At 65.0% G+C, this 11,368-nt stretch carries 9 protein-coding genes, 2 tRNA genes and 1 pseudogene; 3 read left to right on the forward strand and 9 right to left on the reverse strand.

Annotated features, from left to right (window positions below):
* From RIF85_RS08360 to RIF85_RS08390, 7 genes and pseudogenes are all read right to left on the reverse strand, one after another.
* Window positions 1-356, reverse strand: a pseudogene (locus RIF85_RS08360) (Fe(3+) ABC transporter substrate-binding protein); the annotation flags it as partial.
* Window positions 357-504: 148 nt separating this feature from the next.
* Window positions 505-1,419: a DUF2797 domain-containing protein gene (locus RIF85_RS08365; protein ID WP_309071451.1), complete on the reverse strand. Its 915-nt coding sequence runs from the start codon at window positions 1,417-1,419 to the stop codon at window positions 505-507.
* Between the two features lie 91 nt (window positions 1,420-1,510).
* The gene (locus RIF85_RS08370; RefSeq protein WP_309071452.1) at window positions 1,511-2,077 is read right to left on the reverse strand and encodes a type 1 glutamine amidotransferase domain-containing protein; all 567 of its coding nucleotides are present in this window, start codon (window positions 2,075-2,077) and stop codon (window positions 1,511-1,513) included.
* A 67-nt stretch (window positions 2,078-2,144) separates the two neighbouring features.
* Window positions 2,145-3,569, reverse strand: coding sequence for an ATPase (locus RIF85_RS08375; protein ID WP_309071453.1), 1,425 nt, complete (start codon window positions 3,567-3,569; stop codon window positions 2,145-2,147).
* 126 nt (window positions 3,570-3,695) lie between these two features.
* A tRNA-Met gene (locus RIF85_RS08380) sits at window positions 3,696-3,769 on the reverse strand.
* A 55-nt stretch (window positions 3,770-3,824) separates the two neighbouring features.
* Window positions 3,825-3,896: transfer RNA gene (locus RIF85_RS08385), tRNA-Thr, on the reverse strand.
* A 152-nt stretch (window positions 3,897-4,048) separates the two neighbouring features.
* On the reverse strand, window positions 4,049-5,953 hold the full coding sequence (locus RIF85_RS08390; protein WP_309071454.1) for a DEAD/DEAH box helicase: 1,905 nt from the start codon (window positions 5,951-5,953) through the stop codon (window positions 4,049-4,051).
* Window positions 5,954-6,377: 424 nt separating this feature from the next.
* Here RIF85_RS08390 and RIF85_RS08395 point away from each other — a divergent pair, with 424 nt between their 5' ends.
* Window positions 6,378-8,150 carry a BCCT family transporter gene (locus tag RIF85_RS08395; RefSeq protein WP_309071455.1) on the forward strand — a complete coding sequence of 591 codons (1,773 nt, stop codon included), beginning with the start codon at window positions 6,378-6,380 and terminating at the stop codon, window positions 8,148-8,150.
* A 23-nt stretch (window positions 8,151-8,173) separates the two neighbouring features.
* Here the strand turns inward: RIF85_RS08395 and RIF85_RS08400 are convergent, their stop codons facing one another.
* Window positions 8,174-8,839: an MOSC domain-containing protein gene (locus RIF85_RS08400; RefSeq protein ID WP_309071456.1), complete on the reverse strand. Its 666-nt coding sequence runs from the start codon at window positions 8,837-8,839 to the stop codon at window positions 8,174-8,176.
* A gap of 35 nt (window positions 8,840-8,874) precedes the next feature.
* Window positions 8,875-9,624 carry an SDR family oxidoreductase gene (locus RIF85_RS08405; RefSeq protein ID WP_309071457.1) on the reverse strand — a complete coding sequence of 250 codons (750 nt, stop codon included), beginning with the start codon at window positions 9,622-9,624 and terminating at the stop codon, window positions 8,875-8,877.
* 65 nt (window positions 9,625-9,689) lie between these two features.
* Here RIF85_RS08405 and RIF85_RS08410 point away from each other — a divergent pair, with 65 nt between their 5' ends.
* The gene (locus RIF85_RS08410; protein WP_309071458.1) at window positions 9,690-10,862 is read left to right on the forward strand and encodes an amidohydrolase; all 1,173 of its coding nucleotides are present in this window, start codon (window positions 9,690-9,692) and stop codon (window positions 10,860-10,862) included.
* A gap of 3 nt (window positions 10,863-10,865) precedes the next feature.
* Window positions 10,866-11,318 carry a hypothetical protein gene (locus tag RIF85_RS08415; protein ID WP_309071459.1) on the forward strand — a complete coding sequence of 151 codons (453 nt, stop codon included), beginning with the start codon at window positions 10,866-10,868 and terminating at the stop codon, window positions 11,316-11,318.
* The last annotated feature ends 50 nt before the right edge of the window (window positions 11,319-11,368 follow it).

The following is an 11,368-nucleotide window of genomic DNA, read 5'->3' on the forward strand; positions in this document are numbered from 1 at the left end:
AGATCCTCCGGCACGGCTTCGTCCAGCGTGGCCGACGACGTCGCGGCCAGCACATCCTGACGGGCAGCGTTCCAGAGGTTGCCGGCGTCCACGGTCATGAAAACGTCGGCAGGCGTGTCGCTTCCTTCCGCCTTGAGCCGCTCGAGCAACTCGGCATCATCACCGGTGATGAACTCAACGCTGATGCCGGTTTCATCGGTGAATTCGCCGAACGCACCCTCCAGGTCATAGTGCCGGGCCGTGTAGATCTGCAGGTCGGCAGGCGCACTGCCAATGCCAAGGACGCCGCAGCCCGACAGCGCCAGCATGGGGATGGTGAATGCAGCGCAGGCAGCAACGAGCTTCGGTCGGTTCATGAGTTGGTACTCCTGGAGGTAGCGGCAGCGGCCGCAGGCAAACGAACAAAGGTAAGCCTAACCGAACCTGCGTTTGCCCAGCGAATAGTGTTTCCCCAGGTGCTTCACATCCACCTTCCCCCTCGCGTGGAATTCCCGGGCGGAGTCCTCAGAACAACTCGTCCTGGACGGCAACAGGCGCGGACCGGAAAGCGCCAAGCTCAATACGGCGTCCGCGCAACAATGTGAGGTTCAGAAGGAAGCGAGCTTCCGGAAGCTCGAACAGCGCGGTCTGCCCGAGGAGCGCCAGCACCCGTCCCCCGTGGTCCCCGGCGTCAAGGCTGAGGGGGTAGACCGGCGCCCGCGCCGTGAGCACCACGGGCCAGCTTTCCGGCGCCTCCCACTGCTCCTCCACCGGCTCGAACCCGTCGATATCCATCCCCTGGGCAAGCAGGGCATGGACGACGCCGGCGGCCTCCCGGTTCTCTTTGTCGACTTCCGGCGATGCCAGGGGGCGGAAGAGCGCGGCAGTCTTCGTTGCCGACCGCACAGCCTGCGGCAGGCCGGCATGCCGGGTGACTGCGTCTTCAAGGACCCGGACAACGCGGCCGTCCTCGGCGTGGGCAACGTAGCGGGCGACGACGGCTCCCTGTTCCGCGAGCCGGGTCCACTTGCTGCGGTCCGATGCCGTGCCCACCTTGGTGGAGCCGTCAGCGAACGTGGCGACATACAGCCAGTGGTCCTGCGCGAGGTAGGCGGTGAGGCTCTCGGGCGCCACACCCGAGCGGTGCACGTCGTGCATGAACCGGAAGTCGTCCCGGGCGAAGCAGGGTCCGCACTGGTAACCGCGGTCAGCCGTCCGTTGTTCGGGACAGGGAAAGGATCGGCGTCCGTTGGCGCCAAGCGCCTTGGAATAACCGAGGCAGAACCGCTCTCCGCTGCGGCTGAGGATCCGGAAGCCCAGGAAAGTCGGCAGACCGGTCAGAGGCATGGGCGTCACAGCGCCCTGCGGGCTGGCGAGCGTCAGTGATGGGCCGGACCTGCTCCAGGACACGCCGTGGCACAGGAAAGGTCCGGTAAGCATGTCGCCACGCTACCGGACCTGTGGTTGAAGCCGCCCGGCCGCCACGCAAACCGTCAGGGACGGGGCAGCCGGGCGAAACAAAGGAGGAGGGTCAGGCGGTCTGCCCCTCGTGCGGACCCTCGGCGATCTCCTCGAGCACCTTGTCGTTGAAGGCCGGGAGGTCATCGGGGTTACGGCTCGTCACGAAGCCCTGGTCCACCACAACCTCATCATCGGTCCACTGCGCGCCGGCATTTCTGAGGTCGGTCTCAAGCGTGTGGTAGGACGTCATGGAGCGTCCGCTCACCACACCGGCCTCAATGAGCAGCCACGCCGCGTGGCAGATCGCCGCGACGGGCTTGTGCTGCTCGAAGAAGCTGCGGGTGAAGGCCTGCGCGTCCTTGTCAACGCGCAGGTGATCGGCGTTGACGACTCCACCGGGCAGTACCAGCGCGTCGAAGTCCTCAGCCTTCGCCTGGCTCACCGTGAGGTCGACGGGGAACGTATCGCCCTTCTCGGTGCCGTTGAAGCCCTGCACTGAACCCTCGCTGGGGGCTACGAGCGTTGGCACTCCACCGGCGCCCTTGACGGCTTCCCAGGGGCTGGTCAGCTCGACCTGTTCGACGCCGTCCGTGAGCAGGAAGGCCACTTTCTTGCCGGAAATATCGTGCATAGTCATGCTTCCTCCATTCCGTTGGCTTACATATCCAGCCTAGGAATGATCGGAATGATAAGCAAGCTGAGTATCAGAGCCCGTCGGCAACAGCGGCGGCGGCGGCGAGCCACGAGCTCTGGGTCGCCGGCTTGAGAGCCCCCCATCGGATGCGGCCCTTCAGCAAGGCCACGTCGTACGGGATGGTCACTGCCGCGCGGGCCAGCTGTCCGAATCCATCGGCGATGTGCTGCGCCTGCGCTGCGGTACCGTTCTTGTCCGACTGGCTGACTATGACGACGGCGTTCTGCGACAGTTGGGCGTACTTGCCGCCGCGGCCGCGCAGCGCCTCGAGCAAAAGGGCGCCGGCTTCCGCATGTTCCTCAAGCGTGGTGGTAGCGATCACCAGCTGGTCGGTGTGGTGAATCATGCGCAGCCAGCGCTCTGCCGTTTCATCGTTCCCGGAGTCGACGATGTTCAGGCGGAAATACTTGGACGCCACCTCGTGGAGAGCGTCGAAGTCGTCAGCGGTGATCTTCTGTTCGGAGGCGAGCACGTCCGGCTTGGACCGGAGGACATCGTACTTGTCTTCCGTCTGGTGGTGGACATACCGGGCGAGCAGCGCGGACTGCGCCGAGGGTGCCAGCAGCTGGCTGGTCTCGGGCAGCAGATCCATGACCGAGGAGTTGTGCGGGCCCTGCTCGGTCCGCCAGCCGAGGGTGCCGCGGGTTTCGTTGTTGTCCCAGGCGAGCACCGGTCCCCCACCGTTCCGTGCGAAGACGGCGGCAAGCATCACGGTGGTCGGGGTCTTGTTGGCGCCGCCCTTGCCGTTCACCACGGAGATGGTGCGCGGGCCGGGCCAGTGCTGGCTCACGGCGCGGGTATGGGCACGTGCAGTGAGCTCCCGCTGTGACGGGGCCATGCGGATGCCCAGGCGCGAGAGCAGCCCCCGCAGTCCCGTTTCTGCGGGGATAGTGCCGTTATCTGCGGCGAGGAAGGAACGACGTCGGCCCTCTTCCTGCCTGCGCGTCTGTCGGGGAGGATCGGCGGGAGCGCTCGGGACGGTGGGAACAACCGGCACCTCAGTGACCGGCGTCGTGGTTCGGGTACCCGTTTCCGACTGCATTGCGTCCTCGGATGCTGCGGAAGGGGCTGCCACCGGTGCCGGGGGCACCGTGCTCACCGCGACCGGTGCCTGCTGGGGAAGAACAACGGGGACCGACATGGTCCGGACGCTGTGGGCTGACTCGTCGAAACGGATGTCGAGCACCGGGCGGCGGACTGTGTCCTCGACCGGCTCTGCCGCCGGAGACTGGGCTGGTGCCGGCTGGGCTGGCGCCGGGGACTGCGCTGGTACCGGCTGGGCAGCCTGCGGTGCGGGTGTCAGGCGGTCCGCGAACCGAGGGACTTCCGAGATGGGACCTGTGCCCGGTTCACGTCCGGAGCGGCGTCGGCTTGCGCGGGTCGGAAAATCTTCCGGGTTTTCGCCCGGCCCCCAGGCCGAATCGTTATCAGTCATGGTTCCTTGTCCTGTCGATGTGCCTCGGGCCCATACTATAAGGAGGCTGACCACAGCCCGCCCGCAGCGGGACCAGCCGAAAACACAGCAGGCCGACAGCTCTCTGAGCCGCCGGCCTGGTATCTGTAGCGGTGGCGGGACTCGATCCCGCGACCTCACGATTATGAGTCGTGCGCTCTAACCAGCTGAGCTACACCGCCACAAATGAGACTGCCCGCATTCAATCTTACGATCTTCAGCGGGCCTCCCATTTCGAGCCCCCCACCGGAATCGATCCGGTGACCTCGTTCTTACCAAGAACGCGCTCTACCACTGAGCTAGGGGGGCAACAGCAGAAAACTTTACCAGCTAAATCGCGTGCTGAAAAATCGAGCCCCAGGGGCCCGTTTGGGAGCTGAACCGACCCCAGAAACAACGACGCCGGTCTCCGCAACTGCGGAAGACCGGCGTCGTTCTAGTTCCCTACAGGGAGAGCAAAATCACCACTTGTCGCGACGGCCGGTGCCGGCGCCGGCACCCTTCTTGTGACGGGCCTTGCGGTCGTCGGAGCCAAAGCCGCGGTCATTGTGCGTTCCCTCGCTGCGGAAGTCACTGCCGTGGGAGCGCTCGGCGCGGAAGTCGCCGTCGCCCTTGCGGTGCGGCTTCTTGAAGTCGCCGGCGGGACGCTCGCGGTTCGGCCGGCGCCCCTTGTCCAGCTCAAGGTGGATCAGCTCGCCGCCGATGCGGGTCTTGGACAGCGCACGCCACTGGTCCTTGGAGAGCTCGGCTGGGAGCTCGACCAGGGTGTGGTCCGCACGGATGTCAATCCCGCCGATTTGCGACGACGATAGTCCACCTTCGTTGGCGATGGCGCCAACGATGGAGCCGGGCATGACGCGCTGGCGACGGCCGACTGCGATGCGGTAGGTCGCATTGCCCTCGGTGAGGGTGCGCGTGGGGCCGCGGGAGCCGAAGGCGTCCTTGCGGCCGCCTGCGCGTTCCTTCTGACCGACAGGTGCCTGCGGGATGTCCTTGACCAGGAGCGGGTTTCCGCCCTGAGCCATGACGGCCAGTGCAGCAGCAATCTCCGCCGCGGGCACATTGTGCTCATCCTCGTAGTTCGCGATCAGGTCACGGAAGATCGAGACGTCCTCGGTGGCGAGGGTCTCCGTAATGCGCTCCGCAAACTTGTTCAGGCGCAGCTCGTTGACGGCCTCCGTCGACGGCAGGTGCATCTGTTCCACCGGCTGGCGGGTTGCCTTCTCGATGGAGCGCAGCAGGTACTTCTCACGCGGCGTAATGAACAGGATGGCGTCACCGGAACGGCCTGCACGGCCGGTGCGGCCGATGCGGTGCACGTAGGACTCGGTGTCATGAGGGATGTCGTAGTTGACCACGAGCGAGATGCGCTCGACGTCGAGGCCTCGGGCTGCGACGTCCGTTGCCACGAGGATGTCGATCTTGCCGTCGCGCAATGCCTCGATAGTGCGCTCACGCTGCTGCTGCGGGATGTCACCGTTGATGGCAGCGGCCTGGAAGCCCCGGGAACGCAACTTGTCCGCCAGGTCTTCAGTGGCCATTTTGGTGCGCACAAAGGCGATGATTCCGTCGAAGTCCTCGACCTCAAGGATGCGGGTCATGGCGTCGAGCTTGTGCGGGCCCATGACCTGCAGGAACCGCTGGCGTGTGTTGGCGCCGGTAGTGGTCTTGGACTTGACCGTGATTTCCTGCGGGTTGTTCAGGTACTTCTGGGCGATGCGGCGGATAGCACTCGGCATGGTCGCCGAGAACAGCGCGACCTGCTTGTCCTCCGGGGTTCCGGCGAGGATCTGTTCCACGTCGTCAGCAAAGCCCATGCGCAGCATCTCGTCGGCTTCATCGAGCACGAGGTACTGCAGGTTGGACAGGTCCAGCGATCCCTTGGACAGGTGGTCGATGACACGTCCCGGGGTACCGACAACTACCTGGGCGCCGCGGCGCAGGCCTGCAAGCTGGGGGCCGTAGGCGGAACCGCCGTAGACGGGCAGCACGGTGAAGTTGTCGATGTGCTTGGCGTAGGAGGTGAAGGCCTCGGCAACCTGAAGCGCGAGCTCGCGGGTCGGAGCCAGGACCAGGACCTGCGTGAACTTCGCGGGACCGTTGAGGTCTGCCAGCTCGGCCATCTTCGACAGTGCCGGGATGGCGAAGGCTGCGGTCTTACCGGTTCCGGTCTGGGCCAGACCGACGACGTCGCGCCCTTCAAGCAGGGCCGGAATGGTGGCTGCCTGGATCGGCGAAGGCTTCTCGTAGCCGACGTCGGAGAGGGCAGCAAGGACGCGGCCATCCAGGTTGAAGTCGGTGAACTTCACGTCCGGAGTTTCGGTTTCGGGGGTGACGGAGGCGTCAGGGGACAGGTTTTCAGGCATGGGGAAGTTGACCTTCACTAGGAGCCGGGCGGCTGCGATGAGCCGTATGAACAGGAAATCCAGCGCTGTTTCAATCCCGCGGCAGGACCTTACATTCCAGCTTCGGCCGCTCTCACAGCGGTGAAGTGCAATGTTCTGATGACCGGCGCTCCCTGAATGAATCTGCCCGCTTTGCTTATCGCTGCGGGCCCCAACACAACCAATCCATGCCGCTTCAGGGCAGGAATAAAGGGAAAACCGGTGTGGGGGATGTTTCAAGTGTAGCGTACTCGCCTGATCCGGTTCCCCACTTCGGCGCCGTCCCGGGCGTGAGGATGCCCACAGGTTGCGATCGGGCGATCTACCGCTCGTTTGCAATGCCTATCCAAGCGCGAAAAACTGGTGATCCGAATTTGCTCACAGCTCGCAGCTTTGAAGGGTCGTCATGAAATCAGAACGGGAATCATCCGCGGAGGAAATGTCGTCCGGGAAGCAGCGAGGCGGCCGCAAGGGCGTGATTCTCGCTCCGAGGATCTTCTGGCCCGCTCTGGTCATCATCCTCGCTGCCGCACTGCTGGCAATTGTCTTTCCCGAGGGCACCGGGTCTGTCCTGTCAGCCGCACAGACCGGAGTGGTAGCGGTCTTCGGCCCCTACTACATTCTTGCCGTCGCAGGATTTGTTGTCTTCTCCGTGTGGATGGGGCTGAGCCGGTTCGGCGATATCAAGCTGGGCAAGGATGACGGCGAGCCGGAGTTCAAGCTGCTCTCCTGGTTTGCGATGCTTTTCGCTGCCGGGATGGGAATTGGTCTCGTCTTCTGGGGCGCAGCGGAGCCGTTGAACTTCTTCGTCAACCCCAAGCCCGGGGTCGAGGGGGATGCAAGGGATCTCGCGAACGCGGCCATGACGCAGACCTACCTGCACTGGGGTTTCCACGCGTGGGCCATCTACGCCGTCGTCGGCCTTTCGCTGGCTTACGCCATTCACCGCAAGGGCAGGCCGGTTTCCATCCGTTGGGCCCTTGAGCCGCTCCTAGGCAACCGGGTGCGCGGACGTGTCGGAGACGTCATCGACATCATCGCGATTGTTGGCACCGTCTTCGGTGTGGCAACCTCGCTCGGGCTCGGAGTGCAGCAGATCTCGGCAGGACTGGTTCAACTGGGAGCGTTCAGTGAGAGCTCTGATGCGCTCCTGGTGGGGCTCATCATCGTCATCACCTTCATCGCTATCTTCTCGGTGGTCAGCGGGGTCGACAAGGGCATCAAGTGGCTCTCGAACATCAACCTCGGGATGGCCGGGGTCTTCCTGATCGCTGTCCTGCTCCTCGGCCCCACACTCTTCCTGTTCCGTGAGTTCGTCCAGGCGCTCGGAGGCTACCTGCAGTCCGTCGTGGGACTGACCTTCGATTCGAGCGCGTTCGCCGGACAGGAAGGCCGCGACTGGCAGGGCTCCTGGACCATCTTCTACTGGGGATGGTGGATGTCCTGGGCGCCGTTCGTTGGCCTCTTCATCGCCCGTATCTCCCGCGGGCGCACTGTTCGCGAGTTCGTACTAGGCGTGCTGCTCGTTCCCTCGATGGTCAGTTTCATCTGGTTCGCCGTCATGGGCGGAACCGCAATCGATCGCGCATTCGAGGACTTCAACGGCGGACTGTTCGATCCCGCGGAAGGCATCGTCTCGGAGAACGTTCTGTTCAATCTCCTCGAGGGCCTGCCCCTGGGCGGACTTCTGTCCGTCATTGCCATCGCGTTGGTGGCAATTTTCTTCATCACCTCTTCTGACTCCGGCTCCCTGGTGGTGGACATGCTCGCCTCCGGCGGCGAGACCAATCCACCGAAGTGGAGCCGGGTGCTATGGGCTTCCCTGGAAGGAGCCCTGGCGATCGCACTGTTGCTCGCCGGCGGTCTTGCTGCCCTTCAGACCGGATCGATCCTCACGGCGCTACCCATCAGCGTGGTGATTATCGGCATGTGCATCAGTCTCTACAAAGCCCTACATGCCGAGCACCAATTACTGGTGCGCGCGGAACGTCGTCAACGCCGGGAGGAGTTGCAGCGGGAGATCGGCGAAAGCGTCACCAGTGAATTGTCCGAGAACTTCAGCGAGCACTTCGGCGACCAGGTGGACGACCGCATCGAGACCGCGCTGCCCAGCGAGATCGACACTCGTCCCCGTCCCTGGCTCCCCCGCCGCAAGTCCCGGCCGGAATCACGCACCTAGGCAGGCAGTCCGGCGCCCAGCGGCTAGGCGGAAACCTGCTGTGCCGGCGCGCGCTGCGCCTGCACGCGGGCAAGCACCTTGGTGACGTCGGGGGTGAGCTTGGCCCCGGCGTCGTGCGCTGCCTGCAGCCTGTCCGCCTGCTCCGGCGAGAGGCCGGCAAAAAGCTGGCCGACGGTCACACCGTGCGCCGGGCGGTGTTCGACGACGACGGGGTTCCCCGCCTCGATCTGGCCGCCCTTGACCACGCGGAGATACGTGCCGATCCGGCCCTCGCCCGAGAAGCGCTTCACCCAGTTCGGCTCACCAAGGTAGCGGGCGAAGTTGACGCACGGGGTCCGAGGCTCGGTCACTTCCAGCAGCACCTCCCCGATACGCCACCGTTCGCCGATGACCGCGTGCGACGCCTCAATTCCGGAGACGCGCAAATTCTCTCCGAACTTGCCGGGCTCCATTTCGCGTCCCAGTTCTGCTGACCAGAAGTCGGCGTCCTCCTGGGAGTAGGCATACACGGCCTTGGACGGACCGCCGTGGTGTTTGCGGCTGGCCTGGATGTCGCCGGTGATTCCGAGGGGGTGCACCTTCACAGGCCCTTCGGCCGCCCGTTTGTCGATAGCGGTGACGCCGGTGGAGTCCTTGGTAGGCAGCAGGGCGTGAACGCGGCACACGGCGAGAAGGAGACCAGCAGTCATGGAATGATCCTAACCGGCTGCTTCCGACGGGAACTTCAGGCGGAGAACCCGCCGTCAGCCTTGACGAGCTGACCGCTGATCCAGCGTCCCTGCTGTGAGAGGAGGAAGGCGACGACGCCGGCCACATCCGCCGGTGTGCCCAGCCTTCCGGTCGGCTGCTGCCGGGTAAGCGCTTCGCGCACGTCATCGGTCATCCACCCGGTATCCACCGGACCCGGATTGAGCACGTTGGAACTGATGTTCCGGCCGCCGAGTTCGCGGGCAGCGGCGATGACGATGCGGTCCAGCGCGCCCTTTGACGCACCGTACGGGAGGTTATGCACGGTGTGGTCACTTGTCAGCGCGACAATGGCGCCGCCGTCGTCCGGGCACTGCAGTGCGAAGGCGCGGATGAGCTGCCAGGCGGCGCGGACGTTGACCGCGAAGTGACGGTCGAAGCTTTCCAGGGTCGTGTCGAGAATGGACGAGTCAACACTTTCTGTGTGCGAGAGCACCAACCCGGTCAGCGGCCCCAGCTCTGCTGCGTCCTGGATGAGGGCTTCGGCAGCGTCCGGCTGCTCAAGGTCCGCAGGCAGGAGCGTCACCCGCGATCCGATCGCTTCCAGTTCCGCCGCCAGGTCACGGAGCTCCCCGTACGGATCCTCGGCCTGGTTCACGCGCTGGTCGTAAGGGTGCCAGTAGGAGAGCACCAGGTCCCATCCGTCAGCAGCGAGTGCACGGGCTATTCCTGCACCCAGCCCCGCGGTTCGCCCTGCACCTGTCACCAGGGCTGATCGTCGCATCATCGCATCAGTGTAGGCAGACGGTAAGTTTGAGTGTGACCCCCATCATCGGCGAAAGGTCTCCACCCATGACTGTCACAGCATTCATCAACGCGCACGTGGTCCCGATCGAGGGTGAACCCTTCGATGGCACCGTCGTGATGGAAGACGGCAAGATCTCCGCGCTCGGCGCCGACGTCGCCGCACCGGAAGGGGCGGATGTTGTCGACGCCGCCGGCAAATGGCTTCTTCCCGGTTTCGTCGACGCCCATGTGCACCTGGGTACGCACGAAGAGGGCGAAGGCTGGGCGGGCGATGACACCAACGAGATGACCGACCCGGTCACCGCCGGTGTCCGCGCCCTGGATGCCGTGAACCCATTCGACCCCGGCTTCGACGACGCCCTTGCCGGTGGAGTGACAGCCGTAAACATCAATCCCGGGTCCGGCAACCCCATCGGAGGGTTGGCCGTCGCTATCCACACTCACGGCCGGTATATCGAGGAGATGGTGCTCCGCTCCCCCAGCGGGCTAAAGTCGGCTCTCGGCGAGAACCCCAAGCGTGTGTACGGGGAGAAAAAGCAGACGCCGTCCACCCGGCTCGGCACCGCGATGGTGATCCGCAAGGCCTTCATGGACGCCCAGAACTACATGGGCAAGGCGGACGAGAACGCCCGGGACCCCAAGCTGGAAGCACTGGCCATGGTGCTGCGACGCGAAATCCCCTGGCGCCAGCATGCGCACCGCGCCGACGACATCGCGACCGCGCTGCGCATCGCTGACGAGTTCGGCTATGACCTGGTCCTTGACCACGGCACCGAAGCGCATCTGCTCGCGGACGTGCTGGCCGAGCGCGGCGTACCGGTCCTGATCGGTCCGCTGTTCACCACGAAGTCGAAGGTGGAGCTGCGCGGGCGTTCCATTGCCAATCCGGGCAAGTTGGCGAAGGCCGGCGTCGAGATCTCAATCATCACCGACCACCCGGTCATCCCGATCAACTTCCTCGTGCACCAGGCGACGCTGTCCGTGAAGGAGGGCCTGGACCCCGTTACGGCGCTGCGCTCCATCACCATCAACCCCGCAAAGGTGCTCGGGCTGGCAGAGCGCATTGGTTCCCTTGAGCCGGGTAAGGACGCCGACATCGTGCTCTGGAGCGGTGACCCGCTGGACGTCATGCAGCGTGCCCTCACTGTCTGGATCGGCGGCAAAGAGGTCTACCGCTACGACGAAGACGCGCGCACCGGCGTCGTCGCCCCCCGCTGATCCATGGCACGCAAGCCCCGCCCGGACCTTCCCCCGCGGCCGCTGACCATCCGGGCTGCGATCGCCGTGGCGGCACTGGTCGGCGTCCTTTTCCTGATTGCCGCGGGCTCATTCCTGCTGTCGGCGGCTTCGCAGGAGATTGACCGGGCGGGGCTTATCGGCCTCGGCGCACTGCTGGGAAGCATCGCACTTGTTCAGTTGACCCTGGTACTGGGGTTAAGGCGGGGCAAGCGCGGCGCCCGGGAACTTCTGACAACCATCGCGATCATCGTCGGCGTTCCGATCCTCGTGCGCAGGACACCGGGGCTTTCCGTGGTCTCCGCCGTCATGCTCGTCGGGGTGGTGCTGATGTGGTTGCCGACGTCGACCGCCTGGTTCCAGCGCATCAGCCCCAAGCCGCAGAACAAGTGGGTGCGGCTGGCCAGCCGGACGGTCAGTCCCTTCCGGAAGCGCTGACAGTGGTCAGCCGGCCGTCGTCCAGTGGGGGTCCCGGCCGCTGAGAGCGA

Source organism: Arthrobacter sp., from assembly GCF_031179385.1.
Classification (GTDB): domain Bacteria; phylum Actinomycetota; class Actinomycetes; order Actinomycetales; family Micrococcaceae; genus Arthrobacter_D.

Excerpts from the sequence above, each read along its gene's own strand:
- RIF85_RS08415 (WP_309071459.1), top strand. The coding sequence starts at position 10,866 with ATGGCACGCAAGCCCCGCCCGGACCTTCCCCCGCGGCCGCTGACCATC.
- RIF85_RS08370 (WP_309071452.1), bottom strand. The coding sequence starts at position 2,077 with ATGACTATGCACGATATTTCCGGCAAGAAAGTGGCCTTCCTGCTCACG.
- RIF85_RS08405 (WP_309071457.1), bottom strand. The coding sequence starts at position 9,624 with ATGATGCGACGATCAGCCCTGGTGACAGGTGCAGGGCGAACCGCGGGG.
- RIF85_RS08365 (WP_309071451.1), bottom strand. The coding sequence starts at position 1,419 with ATGCTTACCGGACCTTTCCTGTGCCACGGCGTGTCCTGGAGCAGGTCC.
- RIF85_RS08400 (WP_309071456.1), bottom strand. The coding sequence starts at position 8,839 with ATGACTGCTGGTCTCCTTCTCGCCGTGTGCCGCGTTCACGCCCTGCTG.
- RIF85_RS08410 (WP_309071458.1), top strand. The coding sequence starts at position 9,690 with ATGACTGTCACAGCATTCATCAACGCGCACGTGGTCCCGATCGAGGGT.
- RIF85_RS08395 (WP_309071455.1), top strand. The coding sequence starts at position 6,378 with ATGAAATCAGAACGGGAATCATCCGCGGAGGAAATGTCGTCCGGGAAG.
- RIF85_RS08375 (WP_309071453.1), bottom strand. The coding sequence starts at position 3,569 with ATGACTGATAACGATTCGGCCTGGGGGCCGGGCGAAAACCCGGAAGAT.
- RIF85_RS08390 (WP_309071454.1), bottom strand. The coding sequence starts at position 5,953 with ATGCCTGAAAACCTGTCCCCTGACGCCTCCGTCACCCCCGAAACCGAA.